At 72.8% G+C, this 18,589-nt stretch carries 17 protein-coding genes; 5 read left to right on the plus strand and 12 right to left on the minus strand.

The genetic code is table 11. The features are described 5' to 3' along the window. Positions 1-75: 75 nt before the first annotated feature. Positions 76-1,101 (plus strand): Gfo/Idh/MocA family protein, encoded by a 1,026-nt coding sequence (locus ACIRF9_RS27455; protein WP_403827396.1) that lies wholly within the window; start codon positions 76-78, stop codon positions 1,099-1,101. A 12-nt stretch (positions 1,102-1,113) separates the two neighbouring features. On the opposite strand, the gene ACIRF9_RS27460 is transcribed toward ACIRF9_RS27455, so the two are convergent. Continuing rightward, the gene (locus ACIRF9_RS27460) at positions 1,114-1,527 is read right to left on the minus strand and encodes an SsgA family sporulation/cell division regulator (protein ID WP_403827398.1); all 414 of its coding nucleotides are present in this window, start codon (positions 1,525-1,527) and stop codon (positions 1,114-1,116) included. Positions 1,528-1,876: 349 nt separating this feature from the next. Here ACIRF9_RS27460 and ACIRF9_RS27465 point away from each other — a divergent pair, with 349 nt between their 5' ends. Continuing rightward, a complete protein-coding gene (locus tag ACIRF9_RS27465; protein ID WP_403827400.1) occupies positions 1,877-3,280 on the plus strand; it encodes a PP2C family protein-serine/threonine phosphatase in 1,404 nt (467 codons plus the stop codon). Between the two features lie 75 nt (positions 3,281-3,355). Here ACIRF9_RS27465 and ACIRF9_RS27470 read toward each other — a convergent pair whose 3' ends face one another. Then, positions 3,356-4,855 (minus strand): hypothetical protein, encoded by a 1,500-nt coding sequence (locus ACIRF9_RS27470; RefSeq protein ID WP_403827402.1) that lies wholly within the window; start codon positions 4,853-4,855, stop codon positions 3,356-3,358. Positions 4,856-5,087: 232 nt separating this feature from the next. On the opposite strand from ACIRF9_RS27470, the gene ACIRF9_RS27475 reads away from it, so the two are divergent. Both ACIRF9_RS27475 and ACIRF9_RS27480 read left to right on the plus strand, forming a co-directional pair. Further along, positions 5,088-6,227 (plus strand): aminoglycoside phosphotransferase family protein, encoded by a 1,140-nt coding sequence (locus tag ACIRF9_RS27475; RefSeq protein ID WP_403827404.1) that lies wholly within the window; start codon positions 5,088-5,090, stop codon positions 6,225-6,227. 188 nt (positions 6,228-6,415) lie between these two features. After that, complete coding sequence (locus tag ACIRF9_RS27480; RefSeq protein WP_403827406.1) at positions 6,416-8,365, plus strand: N-acetylmuramoyl-L-alanine amidase; 1,950 nt, start codon at positions 6,416-6,418, stop codon at positions 8,363-8,365. Positions 8,366-8,369: 4 nt separating this feature from the next. Here the strand turns inward: ACIRF9_RS27480 and ACIRF9_RS27485 are convergent, their stop codons facing one another. From ACIRF9_RS27485 to ACIRF9_RS27520, 8 genes are all read right to left on the minus strand, one after another. Next, on the minus strand, positions 8,370-8,867 hold the full coding sequence (locus tag ACIRF9_RS27485) for a hypothetical protein (RefSeq protein ID WP_403827408.1): 498 nt from the start codon (positions 8,865-8,867) through the stop codon (positions 8,370-8,372). Between the two features lie 156 nt (positions 8,868-9,023). Beyond that, on the minus strand, positions 9,024-9,623 hold the full coding sequence (locus tag ACIRF9_RS27490; RefSeq protein ID WP_403827410.1) for a CGNR zinc finger domain-containing protein: 600 nt from the start codon (positions 9,621-9,623) through the stop codon (positions 9,024-9,026). Between the two features lie 42 nt (positions 9,624-9,665). Continuing rightward, complete coding sequence (locus ACIRF9_RS27495; RefSeq protein ID WP_403827412.1) at positions 9,666-10,568, minus strand: universal stress protein; 903 nt, start codon at positions 10,566-10,568, stop codon at positions 9,666-9,668. Between the two features lie 144 nt (positions 10,569-10,712). After that, positions 10,713-10,955 carry a DUF397 domain-containing protein gene (locus ACIRF9_RS27500; RefSeq protein ID WP_403827414.1) on the minus strand — a complete coding sequence of 81 codons (243 nt, stop codon included), beginning with the start codon at positions 10,953-10,955 and terminating at the stop codon, positions 10,713-10,715. An 83-nt stretch (positions 10,956-11,038) separates the two neighbouring features. Beyond that, positions 11,039-12,205, minus strand: a complete 1,167-nt coding sequence (locus ACIRF9_RS27505; RefSeq protein ID WP_403827416.1) for a thiolase domain-containing protein — start codon at positions 12,203-12,205, stop codon at positions 11,039-11,041. Then, entirely contained in the window at positions 12,202-13,251 is a 1,050-nt protein-coding gene (locus ACIRF9_RS27510) for a thiolase domain-containing protein (RefSeq protein ID WP_403827754.1), read from the minus strand. The genes ACIRF9_RS27505 and ACIRF9_RS27510 overlap by 4 nt, the downstream gene beginning before the upstream one ends. Next, positions 13,248-14,189, minus strand: a complete 942-nt coding sequence (locus ACIRF9_RS27515) for a Zn-ribbon domain-containing OB-fold protein (protein ID WP_403827418.1) — start codon at positions 14,187-14,189, stop codon at positions 13,248-13,250. The genes ACIRF9_RS27510 and ACIRF9_RS27515 overlap by 4 nt, the downstream gene beginning before the upstream one ends. Before the next feature lie 139 nt (positions 14,190-14,328). Then, positions 14,329-15,129: a crotonase/enoyl-CoA hydratase family protein gene (locus ACIRF9_RS27520; RefSeq protein ID WP_403827420.1), complete on the minus strand. Its 801-nt coding sequence runs from the start codon at positions 15,127-15,129 to the stop codon at positions 14,329-14,331. A 201-nt stretch (positions 15,130-15,330) separates the two neighbouring features. On the opposite strand from ACIRF9_RS27520, the gene ACIRF9_RS27525 reads away from it, so the two are divergent. Continuing rightward, positions 15,331-16,944 carry an acyl-CoA synthetase gene (locus ACIRF9_RS27525; RefSeq protein ID WP_403827422.1) on the plus strand — a complete coding sequence of 538 codons (1,614 nt, stop codon included), beginning with the start codon at positions 15,331-15,333 and terminating at the stop codon, positions 16,942-16,944. Between the two features lie 6 nt (positions 16,945-16,950). Here the strand turns inward: ACIRF9_RS27525 and ACIRF9_RS27530 are convergent, their stop codons facing one another. Both ACIRF9_RS27530 and ACIRF9_RS27535 read right to left on the minus strand, forming a co-directional pair. Then, positions 16,951-17,652 (minus strand): alpha/beta fold hydrolase, encoded by a 702-nt coding sequence (locus ACIRF9_RS27530; RefSeq protein WP_403827424.1) that lies wholly within the window; start codon positions 17,650-17,652, stop codon positions 16,951-16,953. Between the two features lie 26 nt (positions 17,653-17,678). Further along, positions 17,679-18,551, minus strand: coding sequence for an alpha/beta fold hydrolase (locus tag ACIRF9_RS27535; RefSeq protein ID WP_403827426.1), 873 nt, complete (start codon positions 18,549-18,551; stop codon positions 17,679-17,681). Positions 18,552-18,589: the final 38 nt, after the last annotated feature.

Consider the following 18,589-nt stretch of genomic DNA (forward strand, 5'->3'; position numbering starts at 1 on the left):
CGCCCCACGCCCGTCTCACCCCCTCCCGCCCGGCGTACGCTACGGCGTGATCGTCGGCCGGGAGGGAGAGGGCACGTGGGTGACCTGTTGGGTGTCGCGGTACTGGGGGCCGGGCACATGGGGGCCGACCACATACGGCGTCTCGACCGCGTGGTGAGCGGAGCCAGGGTGGCGGCCGTGGCCGACCCCGACGCGGCCCGGGCGAAGGACGCCGTGGCGGGGATCGAGGGGGTCTCGGTCCACACGGAGCCGGAGGCCGCGCTGGACGCCCCCGGTGTCGGGGCGGTGCTGATCGCCTCGCCCGGCCCCGCGCACGAGGAGGCCCTGCGCGCGGCGCTCGCCCGGGGGCTTCCGGTGCTGTGCGAGAAGCCGATGGTGCCGGACTCGGCGGGGGCCCTGCGGGTCGTCGAGGCGGAGGCACGCCTCGGCCGGCGGCTCACGCAGGTCGGGTTCATGCGGCGCCACGACGCCGAGTACCGCCGGCTCAAGGCGCTGCTGGACGACGGACGGCTGGGGCGGCCGCTGATGCTGCACTGCGTGCACCGCAACGTCTCCTCGCCGCCGGACTTCACCAGCGCGATGCTGATCGACAGTTCGGTGTCGCACGAGATCGACGCGGCCCGCTGGCTGCTCGGCCAGGAGCTCACCGCGGTCACCGTGGTGCGGCCGCGCTCCTCGTCCGGCGCCCCTCAGGGGCTGCTCGACCCGCAGTTCGTGCTGTTCGAGACCGAGGGGGGCGCCCTGGTCGACGTGGAGGTCTTCGTCAACTGCGGCTTCGGCTACCAGGTGCGCTGCGAGGCCGTGTGCGAGGCGGGCAGCGCGCGCATCGGCGACGACCACGGGATGCTCGTGACCGCACGGGGCGGCGCGGCCGTGGAGGTGCCGCAGGACTACCTGGTCCGTTTCGTGGCGGCCTACGACCGCGAGGTGCAGACCTGGGTCGACGCCGCCCGGCAGGGTCGGGTCACCGGCCCGACCGCCTGGGACGGCTACGCGGCCTCCGCCGTCGCCGAGGCGGGCGTCCGGGCGCTGGAGAGCGGCCGGCGCGTCGACGTCGTCCTCGCCGCGCGCCCGGCCCTGTACACCGGGCACGGCGACTGACGGCGGCGCGCCTCAGACATTGCCGAGCAGGGCCTGCAGCCCCTCGTCGACCGCGGCCCCGACGTCCTCCCGTCCCGCCGGGACCACGGCGTAGCTGCGCAGCAGGAAGCGGCGCAGGGCGGGCGTGTCGAACTGCAGCAGGGCCATCCCGAACGGCGAGTGCAGTTCCACCACCGTGCGTACCGGGCCGCACGGCCAGATGTGCACGTCACCGGTGCCCGCCGGACCGCCGAGTCCCTGTTCCAGCAGCGCGCGGGCGAAGGTCCAGGTGGCGGCCTCGTCGGCGAGGGAGACCTCCGCGGGGAAGTCGAGGTGCACGGCGAACGGGTCGTCGGAGGCGTAGCGCAGCGTGGCGGGAACGGGCAGTTCCTTGTCCTCCGCGGTGATCAGGCGGGCGCGGACCGACTGTTCGAGGGTGATGTCCATGCTTGTAGGACCTCGGAGGTGCCCGTCGCATTACGCAAAACCGGACCCCAATTGATGTGATCTGCATCACGGCCTTGGTTCATGGAACAGACGACCGTCGAACACCCGACTGACAGTCACCTCTCAGGCCTCCCCAGTCCCCCAAGTCACGTACGTCACCTACGACTTGGTCCCCCCGACGGCGTACGACCAGCACCCCCGCGACCCCGCCGCGGGGACGCTGGCATATGCCAGAGACACCACCGAATCGTGTGTTGCCAAATCCCTTACACGGCGTCGCGGGCTGTGCAACAGTCGTAACGGCCCTTCCGTCCCCGTTCGTCGTACCGTCCCCGCATCGGAGTACGTCATGCCGTCCCATCTCTCTGCGGACCACCCCGCCGCCCAGCCGCCGGGGCGCGGTTCGGTCGACGCGCTGATCACGCAGACGCGGCGGCTCAAGGGCGACGTGGACGCCGTACGAAGGGACGCGCAGGGCGGCGACACGACGGACCCGCAGGACCGCTGGCAGCGCGCGCTGTACGACCTGGCGCTGCATCAACTCGAGGACCTCGACGCCCACTTGGCCCAGCTGCGGGACGGCCCGCCGCCGGTGCCCGCCCCCCACACCGCCGCACCGGCCCGTGCCCGGCAGGACTCGCTGCTCAGCCGGGTCGGCAGCGCGGAGTGGAACTTACTGACGGACGACGCCGTGTGGTCCGAGGAGCTCTACGGCATCCTCGGCCGCGACCCGGCCGCTCCCGCGCTCACCCTGGACGAACTGCCGTCCCTCGTGCTCGACGAGGACCGGCCCCAGCTCACCGCGATGGTCACGGACTGTCTGGTGGACGCCCGGCCCATCGACGGCGAGTTCCGCCTCGTACGCCCGGACGGCGAGACACGGACCGTGCACATGATGGGCGAGCCCGTGCTCGACGCCGACGGCGGCACCGCCTCGATGTGGGCCGTGCTGCGGGACGTCAGCGAACTGCGCCGGAGTCAGAGCGAGGTGCGCGAGACCCGTGACTCGCTGCAGCTCCACCGGCATCGCGCGCAGACCGAGCACCGGCTCGCGGTCGAGCTGCAGGAGGCCGTGCTCCCGCCCGGGCGCGGCGCCCTGCGGCTCCCGCACCAGGGCGCCCGGTCCCTCGACCTCGCCGCCCACTACCTGCCCGCCGCGACGAGCTCGCTCATCGGCGGCGACTGGTACGACGCGCTCGAACTCCCCGACGGCCAGACACTGCTGAGCGTCGGGGACCTCACCGGTCACGGCCCGGCCGTCACCTCGGACACGGCGATGATCCTGGGCGCTCTGCGCGGCATGGGCATGGCCGGCACCGGACCCGCCCAGCTGATGTCCTGGCTCAACCAGTTACTGGACGCCACCGTCCAGCCGGCCCTGGCCAGCGCCCTGTGCTGCCGCTACCGGCCCGACACCCGCACCCTGACCTGGGCGCAGGCCGGACACCCCGCCCCGCTGCTGTTCCGCGACGGGACGGGGCGCTGGCTCGGCACACCCGACGGCGTACTCCTGGGCGCCACCTCGGGCGCCTCCTACGGGCAGGCCGAGGAGACCCTCGAAGCGGGCGACCTGCTCCTGCTGCACACCGCCGGACTGGTGCCCGGCGACAGGGCGCACCGACTCCTCGACCTCGCACCCCGCTTCCACGACGCGCGCACCGCACAGGACGGCGTACGGATGGTCGTGGAGGAGTTCGGCGGGACCGAGCGCGACGGCGACGCCTGTGTGCTCGTCGCCCGGGTCACCCCGTGATCAACGTGGTTCCGTTATCTGTGTGGTTCGGTCGTCCGGTGGGGTTGGGTCATCCGGTCGCGACCGCCAACTCACTCACGCCTGGGCGGTGTTGCCGCCCCGTCCCCCCCTCGGCTTCGGCAGCGCCAGCCTGATCTGCTCGCGCAGTTCGCTGATGCTGGGGTAGTTCGCGTACTCCGCGGTGAGCCGGTACATCTCGCGCAGCCGGTCCCAGGTGCGACGGGAGGAGTTCGAGCCCATCGACATCAGGGCCAGCCGGGCGTAGCGGTCGGCCTGTTCGGGGTCGTCCGCGATGAAGCAGGCGGAGGCCATGGACAGGTGGTCGAAGATCTTCGACCGCTCCCGTCCGTCGACCCGCAGCGCCAGGGCCTTCTCCGCGTAGTACTGGGCGTGCACGGCCGCCTGGGGCTCGAACTCGGCCAGCGTGCGGTAGGCCAGGGCCTGCATGCCGTACAGATCCTCGTCCTTGAAGGTCTGCATCCAGGACGGCGGTTCCACATCCGACTTGTGGGAGACGAAGAGGTCCTCCGCCTGGCCGAGGGTGCGGCGCATGGCCTGGCCCTTGCCCATCGACGCCTGCGCCCAGGCCTCGATGGTGTGGAACATCGCCCGGGTGCGAGGCAGCACCGCGCTGCCGGACCCGGACTGGGCGAGCTTCATCAGGTCCAGGGCCTCGTCGGGCCGGCCGAGGTGGACCATCTGGCGGGCCGCACGGGAGAGCGCCTCACCGGCGCGCGGCCGGTCACCGCCCTCTCTGGCGGCATGGGCCGCGATGACGAAGTACTTCTGGGCGGTGGGTTCGAGGCCGACGTCGTGCGACATCCAGCCGGCGAGGACGGCGAGGTTGGCGGCGACGCCCCACAGGCGCCGCTGGAGATGACCGGGGTGATGGTAGGCGAGCATGCCGCCCACCTCGTTGAGCTGTCCCACGACGGCCTTGCGTTGCAGCCCGCCTCCGCGGGCCGCGTCCCAGGCTCGGAACACCTCGACCGAGCGCTCCAGTTCCTCGATCTCCTCCGTCCCGATGGGGGCGGCCTCGTAGCGGTCGAACCCAGCGGGGTCGGCATGATGGAGGGGGTTGTCGAGGACGGGAGCGTCGGCGGAGAGGGTGGGGTCGGTGTGCAGCCATTCGTACATGGCACTGCTGAGTGCTGATCCCGCGGCGAGCGCGGCACCCGCGCCCACCAAGCCGCGTCGGTTGAGCATGAGGTCCATTCCCGTGAATTCGGTGAGGACCGCGGCAGTCCGTTCGGGCGCCCACGGCACGCCGTCGGGATGCTCCACGCTCCCGCCGCCCGGCCGTTTCCCCGTACGCCCGTGCCGGACCAGACCGAGGTCCTCGATGGTCACGACACGGCCGAGACGCTCGGTGAACAGGGCCGCCAGCACCCGCGGCACCGGATCGCGCGGGATCTCTCCCATGTCGATCCACCGCCGCACCCGGGAGGTGTCGGTCGACAGCTGGGGGTGGCCCATGGCCGCCGCCTGCCGGTTGACCAGCCTCGCGAGTTCACCCTTGGACCAGCCGGCCAGGCCGAACAGATCCGCCAGGCGGGTGTTGGGTTGTCCGCTCACGTCAAGCCCCCAGGTTCTCGGCTGAGTTGACAGTAGCCCGGTGAAAGTTGCCGGGCGACTATTCGCCAGGGTTCGCCAGGGTCCGCCAGATGGTGTGCCACTGGGCCATGGGTGTCAGGTAGGAACGCGCCACCCCGACCCGGTCGCCGAGGGACATTCCCCAGGGTGCACCCGGGTGGTCGGTCGGGGCAGCGCTTTGACTCGAAGGCACACGAAGGGATCTGTTCCGCCCATGTACGCAGCATCGTCCTCCGTGTCCGCCCCGCCCCGGTCGCTGCACCCCCGCCCGGGCGGCGGCGGCCCCTACCTCGCCCCCGCGCGAACGGCGGCCCCCGTGCTCGGCGCGGGCGGCGTCCGCCGCCCCGCGGGGCTCGGCACGCAACCGCTCAGCGGGCGACTCGACCTGTCCGGCCCCCAGGGCGCCCAACTGCGTACGGCGATCGCCTCGGTGCACCGGATCTGCCCGGAGTTCGCCCCGGTCCAGGTGCTGCGCCGCAGCGGGCGCTCGGTGCTCCTGGTCGGCACGACCGGACGCAGCACGGCCGTCGCCAAGTGTTTACTGGACCACTCGCCCGTGTGGGCCGAGCGGATCCGGCACGAAATAGCCGCGTACCGCACGTTCGTCCGGCAGCGCCCCCCGGTGCGCGTGCCGAGACTGATCGCGGCGGACCCGGACAACTGCACCCTGGTGATCGAGCGGATGCCGGGGCGGGTGGCGGCCCTGCAGCGGCACCCGGCCGAGGCACCGCCGCGGGCGGACATCAGGGCGGCGCTCGGCGCGATCTGCCGGCTGAACGCCTGGCGGCCGCCGGCGGGCACGTTCGACGCACCGCTGGACTACGCCGCCCGGATCGCCCGCTACCACGAGCTGGGTCTGCTCACCGACCGGGACATGGGCGACCTGCAGAAGCTGCTGCACGGCATCGCGGCCTCCGCGGGCCGGCAGGGCATGGGCCAGTTCTGCCACGGCGACGCCCTCCTGTCGAACATCCTCATGTCACCGGCCGGTCCAGTGCTGGTGGACTGGGAGCACGCGGGGTGGTACCTGCCGGGCTACGACCTGGCGACGCTGTGGTCGGTCCTCGGTGACGCGCCGGTGGCGCGCCGTCAGATCAGCCAGATCGCCCAGTCGGCGGGACCTGCCTCCCGGGACGCCTTCCTGGTGAACCTGATGCTGGTCCTGACCCGGGAGATCCGTACCTACGAGACGGCCGTGCAGCGTTCGATGCACGACTCGGCCCCTACGGCCCCGGGGGCGCCCCACCCGGGTGCCGCGCCGTCCGGCGAGGAACAGCGGCTGCTGCTGCGGCGGCTGCACGACGACTGCCAGCTGGCCCGCCGGGCCGTGCGCGCGGCGGTCGGCACTCGCTGAGGGGACGGAGGTCCGCGGTGCGCCCGAAGGGGGCGCCCCGCGGACCTCCGTATGTCCGGACCCTCTCCCTTTCGTCTGTTCAGGCCCTCTCCTGGTGGCGGCAGAGGACTCGCCGAAACCGCCTTGCCAGAGCAAATGTCCTTTATGTGCGCATTATTGACGGGTTATCGCGCACTGAGGAGGCCGCATTGCCAGGACCCGTCACTCCCCCAGGACCGTACATCCACACCCACAGAGCCGCCGTCGCCGTCGCCTCGGCGGCTCTCCTGCTGCCGCTGCTCGGCGCGGCGCCCTCAGCCGCGAAAGCGGAGGCGGGCGGTCTCCAGCAGGCCTTCACCGCCGCGGCCGCCGAGTACCACGTCCCGCAGAGCGTGCTGCTGGGCGTCTCCTACCTCCAGTCCCGCTGGGACGCGCACGGCGGCGCGCCGAGCGTGACCGGAGGCTACGGCCCGATGCACCTCACCGACGTCCGCACCGCCCTGGCCTCGGTCCCGCACCACAGCGAGCGCACGGAGGACGCCCGCGGCGACTCCGCCCGCCCGGCCCACCACCCCGACGTGCGGCCGCCGGCCGACGAGGAGATCCCGGCCCGGCTCAGGACGCTCCCCAGGGCGGCGGAGCTGACCGGCCTGAGCGCGGAGAAACTGCGCACGGACCCCGCCGCCAATGTGGCGGGCGGCGCGGCCCTGCTCGCCGCCGCCCAGGAGTACCTGGGCGAGCCGCTGAGCGAGGACCCCGCGGACTGGTACGGGGCGGTGGCGCGGTTCTCGGGCGCGGACGACAGCGCGACCGCCGCCGTGTACGCGAACGACGTCTACGAGGTGATGCGCACCGGCGAGCGGCGGGTCACGGACACCGGGGAACTGGTGGCGCTGGCCGCGCAGCCGGGGGTGGAGCCGCGGACCGCCCAGCTGGACCGGGCAGGTCTGCGCCAGCCGTCCGCCGAGGGCACGGAGTGCCCCGCGGCGGTGTTCTGCGAGCGGATCCCGGCACCGTACGAGGCGTTCGGCGACGGTGACCACGGCAACCACGACGAGGCCGACCGGCCCACGTCCTCACCCATCCGGTACATCGTCGTCCATGACACCGAGGGCGGCTGGGAGGGGGTCATCAACCTCGTCCAGGACCCCACCTATGTCTCCTGGCACTACTCGCTGCGCTCGACCGACGGGCACATCGCCCAGCACGTGCGGGTGAAGGACGTGGCCTGGCACTCGGGCAACTGGTACGTCAACACCCACTCGATCGGTCTGGAGCACGAGGGCTTCCTCGCCCAGCCGGACTCCTGGTACACGGAGGCGATGTACAAGTCGTCGGCGCGTCTGGTGGCGTTCCTGGCGGCGCGGTACGGCATCCCGCTGGACCGGCAGCACATCCTGGGCCACGACACCGTGCCCGGCCCGACCGCCGCGACCGTCCCCGGTATGCACACCGACCCGGGCCCGTACTGGGACTGGCAGCACTACTTCGAGCTGCTGGGCCGGCCCTTCACGGCCACCGGGCAGGCGGGCAGCGGCGTCGTGACGATCCGGCCGGACTACGCCACCAACCAGCCGGTGTACCAGGACTGCGTCAAGGGGCAGACCTGCGCGGTCCACGGTTCCAGCGAGGTGCGGCTGTACGCCGACCACGACGAGAAGGCGGCCCTGATCAAGGACGCCGGCCTGGGTACCACCCCGACCCCCGGGGTCAACGACATCTCCTCGCGGGTCTCCACCGGCCAGCAGTACGCGGTCGCCGACACCTGGGGCAACTGGACGGCGATCTGGTACCTGGGGAAGAAGGCCTGGTTCCGGAACCCGCCGAACAGGCCCGTCGCGGTGCCCGCGACCGGGGTGCTGATCACCCCGCGGGCTGGCCGGGAGAGTGTCCCGGTGTACGGGCGCGCCTATCCGGAGGCGTCGGCGTACCCGGCGGGAGTCCCGGTCCAGGCGGTCTCCCCGCTGCCGTACACCCTGCCGCAGGGCCAGCGGTACGTGGCCGGTGACCGGGTGCCGGGCGAGTACTTCTACGCGTCCGGCTACGACATCGGCACCCATCGGGTGGTCAGGGGCGGGGACCTGTACTACGAGATCCAGTTCGGCCACCGGGTGGCGTTCGTCCGGGCCGCTGACGTGACGATCGTCCCGGCGGGCTGACGCCTCAGCCCTGCTGGAAAAGCTCCGCCGGGAGCGGCTTCAGCAGGGCGTACAGGTCGTCGGTGATGGGGCGGTCCCAGGCGGCGATGGTCACCAGGACGTTGTCGCTGCGGTCGAACTGGACGCAGGAGATCCGGCCCTCGGAGAGCTTCAGCCGACGCACGATGAGGAGGTTGTCGCCCTGCATCACCGGCATGTCCTCGGTGCCGACGACGGTCACCTCCTCGTCGTTCTCCAGCGCGACCAGCAGCTGGGCCACCTCGAAGGGGACCTCGCCCTCGGCGACCTCGCGGGCCGGGGAGCCCTCGGGGAGGTTCCCGATGATCATCGCGGGGCCGCGGCCGCCGAAGAGGTCGTAGCGCAGGAAGACGCCCTGGCAGCTGCCGTCGGGGGCGGGCAGCAGGCCGGCGCCCAGATTGCCGGGCCAGTCGCCCGGGTCCATGGCCAGCACGTCGAAGTCGGGGCCGGCGGGGGTGGCGCTGCGGCGGCGGAGGAACGACATGCCGTAATGGTACGGGGTGCCGTCCGGCGGTGGGGCCGAGGGAGGGTCGGGGTCGTCGTTCGGGTGCGGGTTGTTCGTGGCTGTTCGCGCCCACGCGGCGGAGCCGCATATGGACACAGCCCCGCGCCCTTATGTGAGACACCTGGCCCTCGGCCGTCAGCTCACCGTTCCTTTGTGGCGTTCGTGGTGGCGGGCCACCCTCGCCCGGTTGCCGCAGGACGGTGTGCACCATTCCTGGCGGGGGTGGTCCTTGAGGAAGTAGCGGACGCAGCGGGGGGCGTGGCAGGCGCGGAGGCGGGGGCGGTCGGGGCCGGCGAGGAAGGTGATGACGGCCTGGGCGAGGGTCGCCGTGAGGTCGGGAGCGGCGGCCGTGGGGCGCCGGTGCAGGACGGGGTCGGTGCCTTCGGCCCAGGCCAGGACGGGAACCGTGGGGATGGCGGCCGCCGCGTTCAGGCGGCGCAGAGCCTCGGGCACCGGCAGGAGACGGTGGGCGTCGGCGGGGCTCGGTGCGCCGGGGCGTACCGCGTGGGCGAAGAGGGCGCGGACGGCGGCGCGCAGCTCGCGTACGGCGGTCAGGGCGGCGGCGTCCGCGGTGTACGCGTCGGCGCCGGGGATGAGCTCGGGGCGGACACGGACCCAGGTGGTGAGGCCGGCGGGGTCGGCCAGGTCGTCGGCGATCCCGCCGTCGCCGTCGTGCCGGACGGTCAGGGCGAGGTCGAGGGCGAGCCGGGTGTCCCGGTGGGGTGCGTCCTCCATGGCGCTGACGATGGGTGACCGGCCTGCCATGAGCGTCGGCTGTCATTCCTCGGCCGGTGCCGGGGGCACCACGGCCACCGGGCTCGCCGCGTGCAGCAGGACGGCGTGGGTGACCGAGCCCAGCATGCGGGCGGGGACGAGCAGTCGGCGGCGGTGGCGGCCCACGACGACGAGAGCGGCGCCCTTGGAGGCGGCGACGAGGAGTCCCGCCGCGTCGCCGGGAAGGGGAAGGGGTTCGGCGCGCACCCCGGGGTGCCGGGTGCGGTGCGGGGCGAGGAAGCCGTCGGCGAGGGTGCGGGTCTCGTGCTCGATGGCCTCCTGGTCGTAGACCGGGGCGGCCAGGTCGCCGGGCGCGGCCCAGGACTGGATCGGCCACGGATAGGCGGCGACCACCTCGAGGCGCGCGCCGCGCAGGGCGGCCTCGGTGAAGGCGAGGTCGAGGGTGGCGTCGTCCGGGCCGTCCACCTTCAGGCCCACGACCACGCGGGGACCCGGCCCGGCCGGAAAGGTGTCGTCCACCTCGCGGTCCGGCCGGGGCACCACCACGACCGGGCACTCGGCGTCCCGGGCCGCGGTCAGTCCGTTGGAGCCGAGCAGCAGACTCGCGAAGCCGCCGCGGCCGCGCGAGCCGAGCACCAGTAGCTGTGCCGCGGCGCCCAGTTCGGGCAGCAGCGCGCCGGGGGCTCCGTCCAGTGCCGCGTACTCCGTGGGCGGCGGGTCCTCGGTCTCGGCGAGCCGGGCCCGGACGTCGGCCAGCACCGGATCGTCCTGCGGCGGCGGGGGGACGACGACGGGGGCACCGGACTGCGTCCAGGCGGAGTGGTGGCGTACGTGCGCCACGCGCAGTGGTGCCCCGCGGCGGCGGGCGGCGTCGAGGGCCCAGTCCAGGGCGCGCCGGCTGTCGTCGGAACCGTCGACCGCCGCGACGACCGGCAGGGTGCTCATGGTCCTCACCTCCGGAATGCGACCTTCGTCCTGCTGGGGCCAGCCTTGCCCAGGCGGGGCCCCAGCAGGACGTACGGGATCGCGTGTCCGGAAAAACGGGCGGAACACCCCCGTTCGGCCCGCCTCGGCGGGCGGGCCGGCGACCTAGGTCAGGTCGAACTCCCCTTCCCGTGCCCCCGACACGAAGGCGCCCCACTCGGCGGGGGTGAAGATCAGGGAGGGGCTCTCCGGGCGCTCGCTGTTGCGCATCGCGATGAATCCCTCGACGAAGGCGATCTGGACATCCCCCCGCCCCCGGCTGCTGGACTGCCACTCGGCGTTGCTGAGGTCCAGCTCCGGCTTGTCCCAGCCCGTGAGCGGCTGCTGCTGGATGGTGCTCTCGGCCACGTCCGTGCTCCTCCCGGTTCGTCGTCCGCGGGCCAGCCTAGCGATCGGTACCGGGCGCCGACAGAGCACGTGAGGCGTACCTTTCAGGACTCGGGTGGTCGCGCTCCCACGAGCCACATGGAGAAGAACTGCGAGCCGCCGCCGTACGCGTGTCCGAGGACCTTGCGGGCCCGCTCCACCTGGTGTTCCCCGGCCTGTCCGCGCACCTGGAGGGCGGCCTCGGCGAAGCGGATCATGCCGGAGGCGCCGATGGGGTTGGTGGACAGGACCCCGCCCGACATGTTGACGGGCAGGTCGCCGTCGAGCTCGGTCACGCCGGACTCGGTGAGCTTCCAGCCCTCGCCCTCGGCGGCGAAGCCGAGGTTCTCCAGCCACATCGGCTCGTACCAGGAGAACGGCACGTACATCTCGACGGCGTCGATGTCCCGGCGCGGGTCGCCGATGCCGGCCTGGCGGTAGACGTCGGCCGCGCAGTCCTTTCCGGCCTGCGGGGAGACGGCGTCCTTGCCGGCGAAGAGGGTCGGTTCGCTGCGCATCGCACCGCCGAGCATCCAGGCCGGCGGGCGCGGCGAGCGGGCGGCGCCGGCCCGGTCGGTGAGGACCATCGCGCAAGCGCCGTCGGAGGACGGGCAGGTCTCCGAGTAGCGGATCGGGTCCCACAGCATGGGCGAGGCCTGGACCTTCTCCAGGGTGATGTCGTGCTCGTGCAGATGGGCGTACGGGTTCTTCAGCGCGTTGCGCCGGTCCTTGTACGCCACCAGCGAGCCGACGGTGTCGGGCGCGCCGCTGCGCCGCATGTACGCGCGCACGTGCGGCGCGAAGAAGCCGCCGGCCCCCGCCAGCAGGGGCTGCTGGAAGGGGATCGGCAGGGACAGTCCCCACATGGCGTTGGACTCCGACTGCTTCTCGAAGGCCAGCGTCAGCACGGTGCCGTGCACCCGCGCGGCGACCAGGTTGGCGGCGACGAGCGCGGTGGAGCCGCCCACGGATCCCGCCGTGTGGACCCGCAGCATCGGCTTGCCCACCGCGCCGAGGGCGTCGGCGAGGTACAGCTCGGGCATCATCACGCCCTCGAAGAAGTCGGGCGCCTTGCCGATGACCACGGCGTCGATGTCCGCCCAGGTCAGCTCGGCGTCCTCGAGGGCGCGTCGTGCGGCCTCGCGGACGAGCCCCGCGATCGAGACGTCCCGGCGGGCCGCCACGTGCTTGGTCTGGCCGATTCCGACGACGGCCACGGGCTCCTTGCTCATCGCGGATCCCCTTCGAGTACGGCGACCAGGTTCTGTTGCAGACACGGGCCGGACGTGGCGTGGGCGAGGGCCCGGTCGGACTCGCCCCGGTGGATACGGGCGGCGGCCTCGCCGATGCGGACGAGCCCGGCGGCCATGATCGGGTTGGCGGCGAGCGCACCGCCGGACGGGTTGACGCGGACCTCGTCGCCGAGCCCCAGCGTCTTGCGCAGGACGACTTCCTGCGCGGTGAACGGCGCGTGCAGTTCGGCGGTGTCGACGGGCCGTTCGAAGGCGCCGGCCTTCTCGGCGGCCAGCCGGGTGGAGGGCGAGTCGGTGAGGTCGCGCACGCCGAGCGCGTGGGCCTCGACGCGGTGGTCGATGCCCCGGATCCAGGCGGGGCGCTCGCACAGTTCCCGGGCCCGCTCCCCCGCCGCGAGGATCACGGCGGCGGCGCCGTCGCCGATCGGCGGGCAGTCGCCGGTGCGCAGGGGGCGTACGAGATAGTCGCCGTGCGGCACCGGTCCCCGCAGCTGGGCGTGCGGGTTGTCGGCCCCGTCGGCCCGGCTGCGGGCGGCGATCCCGGCGAGGGCGGGCTCGTCGGTGTCGCCCGCGTCGATCAGCGCCTGCGCCTGGAGGGCGGCGAGGGCGACGGAGTCGGGCCACAGGGGGGCGAGGTAGTAGGGGTCGAGCTGCCGGGTGAGCACGTCCCGCACGGACCCGGGCGAGGACTTGCCGTAGGAGTACACCAGCGCGGTGTCGGCGTCGCCCGTCAGCAGTTTCGTCCACGCCTCGTACAGCGCCCAGGCGCCGTCCATCTCGACATGGGACTCGGAGATGGGCGGCCAGGCGCCGACACCGTCGAGGGCGAGGGTGAAGGAGAAGGCACGGCCCGCGAGGTAGTCGCTGGAGCCCGAGCAGGTGAAGCCGATGTCGGCGGTCTTCAGGCCGGTCTGCGCGAGGACGTCGTGCAGCACCGGCATGAGCATCTCGACCTCGGACATCTCCTCGCTGGTGCGCAGGGTGTCGGACTGGGCGAAGGCGACGACGGCGATGTCCCGCATCAGAGCAGCTCCTTGTACGTCTCGTAGTCCGCGTCGGGCTCGCCGGTCGGCCGGTAGTGGTCCGGGTAGCGGCCGCCCTCGGTCCACACCGGCTCCACCCGCAGCCCCATCCGCACTTGGTCGTACGGGATGCCGCCGATGCGTCCGTGCAGCGCGAGGCCGGCGCCGTCGAGGGCGATGTGGGCGTAGACGTACGGGACGTCGATGTCGAGGTTCTTCGCCTTGATGTTGACGATGCAGAAGGTGGTGACGGTGCCGCCCGGCCCGACCTCGACCTGCTCGGCCGTGGCCACGCCGCAGGTGGGACAGGCGCCGCGGGGCGGGACGTACACCTTGCGGCAGGAGGGGCAGCGTTCGCCGACGGCCCGGTGCTCCGCGAGGGCGTTGATGTAGGCGGTCTGGGCGCGGCCGGGCGAGTAGGTGTAGTCGAGGCGCGCGTGGGCGACGATCCCGGCGACCGCGTCCTCGAACTCCCCCGTGTGTCCCGCGGGCCGGGCCGCCTCCCCGTCGTACGGCTCGAAGCAGGCGATGTCGGTGATGGCGCCGGTCCGCTCCTCGGCCCAGCGGATCCGCACCCGCGTTCCGGTGCGGACGGCCTCGGGGCCGGGGGCGTCGAGGGCGTGCAGGAGGGCGGTGTCGGCGCCGTCGAGGCGGACCAGGACCCAGGCGAAGGGCGTGTCGAGGGGCTGACCGCGGCGGGGCTCGTGGTTCCAGGCCCAGGTGGTGACCGTGCCGGTGGGCGCGACCTCCACGAGGTCACGCAGCTCGTCGGCGGTGACGGGGTCGTACTCGACGGGCGGGACCAGGGTGCGGCCGTCGGTGGTCTTCACCCCGAGGACGACCTGTTCACGCAGCCCGGTGAGGAAGGCGCTCTGGACAGGCCCGAGGGAACGGGTGAAGGGGAACTCGACGACGAGGGGAGCTTTGAGGACTTCGGGCATCGGGTGCTTGCCTCCTTGAGGGACGGCGGGGGCGGTGCCTGAGCAGGGTCGGTGAGTGAGCCACCCCAGGGGCGCGGGGAACTGCGCGACCAGCCACGGACGGCCCGCAGCGTCAAAAACGGCCGAACCCGGCGGAGCGCTACGCCCGCTTGTAGACAGGCGCCCGCTTCTCCGCGAACGCACGGGCGCCTTCCTTCGCGTCGGCGGTGTCGAAGACCGGCCAGCCGCGGACGAGTTCGGCGGCGAGACCGTCGGTCTCGGTCATCTCGGCGGTCTCGTACACCGACGCCTTGACCGCTTCGACGGCCAGCGGACCGCAGGCGTTGATCCGTTCGGCGATCTCCAGGGCCTTCTCCAGGGCCGTGCCGTCCGGGACGACGTGGCCGATCAGGCCGATGTCGGCGGCCTCCCGCGCGCTGTACGGGCGTCCGGTGAGCAGCATCTCCAGGGCGTGGGTGCGCGGGATCTGGCGTTGCAGCCGGACGGTGGAGCCGCCGATCGGAAAGAGTCCGCGCCGCACCTCGAAGAGGCCGAAGGTGGCGGACTCGCCGGCGACGCGGATGTCGGTGCCCTGGAGCATCTCGGTGCCGCCGGCCACGCAGTACCCCTCGACGGCGGCGATCACGGGCTTGCGCGGCCGGTGGTGGCGCAGCATCGCCTTCCAGTGCAGGTCGGGGTCGGCCTTGAGCCGGTCGCGGTAGTGCTCGCCCTCCATGCCCTTGCCGGCGAGGGCCTTGAGGTCCATGCCGGCGCAGAAGGTGCCGCCCGCGCCGGTGAAGACGATCGAGCGGACCGAGTCGTCCTCGTCGGCCTCGATCCAGCCGTCGTACAGGCCGACGAGCATGGCGAGCGAGAGCGCGTTCTTCGCCTCCGGCCTGTTGAGCGTGAGTACGAGTGTGGCGCCTTCGCGCTGCACGGTGAGGTGTTCGGTTCCGCCCATCACCCATCTCCCCTCGGAAAGAACGAGAACAGGTTGCAGGAGGCGAGGAGGCACTTCAAGGGTTTTCTGACACTCAGTCAGATTTCTATTTCTGACTGACAGTCAGATTTTAGGACGCGAACCCTTCCCACTTGGCGCCCCCTTTGCTCTGATGACCGGCGAACCGTTGGTGGAGCCGGGCACCGAAGGTCAGGAGGAGCGGTGGAGTACAACCTTGCCGACCTGTTCGAGTCGGTCGTCGACGTGGCGGCGGACCGCGAGGCGCTCGTGTACGTCGACCATCCGGGCACGGGCACGGAGCACCGGCTGACGTACGCGGAACTGGACGCGGCGGCCAACCGGATCGGCCACCACCTCCTCGACAGCGGGATCCGCCCGGGCGAGCACGTCGGCCTGCATCTCTACAACGGCGTCGAGTACCTGCAGACGGTACTGGGCTGCCTGAAGGCCCGGATCGTTCCGGTCAATGTCAACTACCGCTATGTGGAAGAGGAGTTGGTCTATCTCTACCGGGACGCGGATCTGGTCGGGCTGGTCTTCGACGCGGAGTTCACGGACCGGGTGGCGGCGGCCCTGCCGCAGGCTCCGGCGCTGCGACACCTGATCCAGGTGGGACCGGCGCAGGACGGCCTCACCGCGGTCACCGGCTTCACGGACGCCGAGGCGGGCGGCTCACCGGAGCGCGGGTTCCCGGCCCGCTCGGGCGACGACCAGTTCATCATCTACACCGGTGGCACGACCGGCATGCCCAAGGGTGTGATGTGGCGCCAGGAGGACCTGTTCTTCTCGGGGCTCGGCGGGGGCGCGCCCACCGGGGAGCCGGTGAAGAAGCCGCAGGAGATCGCCGAGCGGGTGGCGGCCGGCGGCACGGGCATCACCTTCTTCCCCACTCCCCCGCTGATGCACGGCACGTCCACCCTCACCGCTTTCATCGCCTTCAACTTCGGCCAACGGGTCGTGATCCACCGCAAGTTCGTGCCCGAGGAGGTGCTGCGGACCATCGAGAGGGAGAAGGTCACCAGCATCTCCCTGGTGGGCGACGCGATGCTGCGGCCGCTGATCGACGCGCTGGAGGGGCCGATGAAGGGCACCGACTGCTCGTCGGTGTTCAGCGTGTCCTCGTCCGGGGCGATCATGTCGGACACGGTCCGCCGCCAGTTCCGGGCGCTGCTGCCGAACGCGATGCTGCTGAACAACTTCGGGTCCTCCGAGTCCGGCTTCAACGGCACCGCGACGGAGGACTCCGGCCCCGAGCGCGGCTTCCGTATCCGCGTCAACTCCCGTACCCAGGTGGTCGATCCGGTGACCCATGAGCCGATCGCCCCGGGTGAGGTCGGCCGGGTCGCCCAGCACGGCCACGTCCCGCTCGGCTACTACAACGACCCGGCGAAAACCGCTGAGACCTTCTTCGAGAAGGACGGCGAGCGCTGGGTGCTGCTCGGCGACATGGCCACCGTCGACGAGGACGGCGTCGTGGTCGTCCTGGGCCGCGGCTCCCAGTGCATCAACACCGGCGGCGAGAAGGTGTATCCCGAGGAGGTCGAGCAGGCGCTGAAGTCGCATCCGGACGTGTACGACGCCCTGGTGGCCGGGGTGCCCGACGCGACCTGGGGCAACCATGTGGCGGCCGTGGTGCAGGTGCGCGCCGGGGCGCCGCGCCCCTCCCTGGAGGACATCCAGACCCACTGCCGGGCCCGGCTCGCCGGCTACAAGATCCCGCGCCAGCTGGTGATCGCCGACGCCATCCGGCGTTCGCCGAGCGGGAAGGCGGACTACCGGTGGGCGCGGGAGGTGGCGGTGGCGGAGAGCCGCTGAGCGGTCTCACTCCGCGAGGAAGCCCTCCACCGCCTCGAGGAACTCCTGCGGCCGGGTCTCGTGCACGAGGTGGCCCGCGTCCACGGTCACCAGCCGGGCGCCGGGGATCCGTTCGGCGACCGCCGTGACCCGGTCCTGCGGAACGTGGCTCGCCGGACCGCCGCTCACCACCAGCGTGGGTGCGGCGATCCGCGCCATCCGCTCCCACCACACCGGGTCCGGCCTGTTGGCCTGCGCGTCGGTGGCGGGGACCATCGCCCAGTCGAAGGACAGCTCCCCGTCCGGCCGCGGGGTGGGCGGCCGGGGCGGGTCGAAGGGGAACGGCGCGGGCACGTCCTCCAGCACGAGTCGCCGTACGACGTCCGGGGAGCGCTGCGCCAGCAGGTACGCCACGATGCCGCCCAGCGAGTGGCCGACCACGTCGGCGCGTTCGATGCCGAGGGCGGCGAGCAACTCGCGCATGTCGTCGCTCATCGCCTCGTACCCGTACGCCCCCGGAGTGTCCCCCAGCCGCTCGCTGTGCCCGTGTCCGCGCAGGTCGGGCGCGTACACGCGACGCGCTCCCGGCTCCGAGGCCAGTCGTTCGGCGACCGTCGTCCAGTCGGCGCCGTCGGCGCCCCGGCAGTGCAGCAGGAGGACGGGCGGAGCGTCCTCGGGGCCCCGGACGCGGTAGGCGAGTAAGACTCCGTTGGCCTTGATCGTGTGCATGCCGAGCACGCTATCCAGCGGGCCGTTCACCTCGCGGCCCGCTCTGCCGAGGGCAGAGCGGCCCCGTCGAGGAAGGCGCGGGTCCGGCCGACGAACCACTCCGGGTCGTCCAGCCACGGATAGTGGCCGGCGCCCGGCTGCACGGCGAACTCGGCGCCCGGGAAGGCGTCGGCGACCAGCCGGGCGAGCTCCGGGCGGGGCCCGCCGTCCAGCCCTCCGGCGAGCACGAGGACCGGGGCGGTCACCTCGGCGAGGGCGGCTCGCAGGGCCGGCGGGTCGAAGGCCTCCGGGTCGAGGAAGCGTGCCTCCGCCTCCTCGTTCGTCTGCTCGTCGGTGGCGGCCTCGAGGGCGCGGGCGGTGTCGTCCCAGCGGCCGTGGAAGAAGCCGGCGAAGGCTGCCCAGTCCGGGTCGTCCGCGCCGGCCAGCCACGCCTCGAACGCCGGGAAGGCCGTCGCGAACCAGGGCTCGTCCTCGCGCAGCCGCGCCGCCGCGAGCCGGTCCTCCGCCGTGGCCCGCCCGCCCAGGGCCCAGGGGGTGACGGTGATCAGCGCGAGCCGGGCCACCCGGTCGGGATGGCGCGCCGCGTACAGCAGGGCGAGGCTCCCGCCCGCCGAGTGCGCGAGCATGTCGACGCGCTCCAGCCCGAGGTGGACGCGCAGTGCCTCGACGTCGTCGACCTGCCGGTCGCAGCGGTACGTCGCCGGATCGGCCGGTGCCGCGGAGCCGCCGGTGCCGCGCAGGTCGAGGAGGATCAGCCGGCGGTGGGCGGTGAGCCCGCCCAGGTCGCCGAGGTAGGCGGAGGCCCGCATGGGCCCGCCGGGCAGGACGACGAGGGGCTCGCCCTCACCCCGGACGTGGTAGGCGAGGCGGGTTCCGTCGGGCGCGGTGAAGGTCGGCATGCCCCGATCCTCGGCATCCCGCCCGCCGGACCGCAACG

The sequence above is a fragment of the Streptomyces sp. NPDC096132 genome, assembly GCF_044763345.1.
GTDB lineage: Bacteria > Actinomycetota > Actinomycetes > Streptomycetales > Streptomycetaceae > Streptomyces.

Excerpts from the sequence above, each read along its gene's own strand:
- ACIRF9_RS27460 (WP_403827398.1), bottom strand. The coding sequence starts at position 1,527 with ATGGACATCACCCTCGAACAGTCGGTCCGCGCCCGCCTGATCACCGCG.
- ACIRF9_RS27535 (WP_403827426.1), bottom strand. The coding sequence starts at position 18,551 with ATGCCGACCTTCACCGCGCCCGACGGAACCCGCCTCGCCTACCACGTC.
- ACIRF9_RS27490 (WP_403827410.1), bottom strand. The coding sequence starts at position 9,623 with ATGGAGGACGCACCCCACCGGGACACCCGGCTCGCCCTCGACCTCGCC.
- ACIRF9_RS27515 (WP_403827418.1), bottom strand. The coding sequence starts at position 14,189 with ATGCCCGAAGTCCTCAAAGCTCCCCTCGTCGTCGAGTTCCCCTTCACC.
- ACIRF9_RS27505 (WP_403827416.1), bottom strand. The coding sequence starts at position 12,205 with ATGAGCAAGGAGCCCGTGGCCGTCGTCGGAATCGGCCAGACCAAGCAC.
- ACIRF9_RS27465 (WP_403827400.1), top strand. The coding sequence starts at position 1,877 with ATGCCGTCCCATCTCTCTGCGGACCACCCCGCCGCCCAGCCGCCGGGG.
- ACIRF9_RS27475 (WP_403827404.1), top strand. The coding sequence starts at position 5,088 with ATGTACGCAGCATCGTCCTCCGTGTCCGCCCCGCCCCGGTCGCTGCAC.
- ACIRF9_RS27495 (WP_403827412.1), bottom strand. The coding sequence starts at position 10,568 with ATGAGCACCCTGCCGGTCGTCGCGGCGGTCGACGGTTCCGACGACAGC.
- ACIRF9_RS27485 (WP_403827408.1), bottom strand. The coding sequence starts at position 8,867 with ATGTCGTTCCTCCGCCGCCGCAGCGCCACCCCCGCCGGCCCCGACTTC.
- ACIRF9_RS27530 (WP_403827424.1), bottom strand. The coding sequence starts at position 17,652 with ATGCACACGATCAAGGCCAACGGAGTCTTACTCGCCTACCGCGTCCGG.
- ACIRF9_RS27520 (WP_403827420.1), bottom strand. The coding sequence starts at position 15,129 with ATGGGCGGAACCGAACACCTCACCGTGCAGCGCGAAGGCGCCACACTC.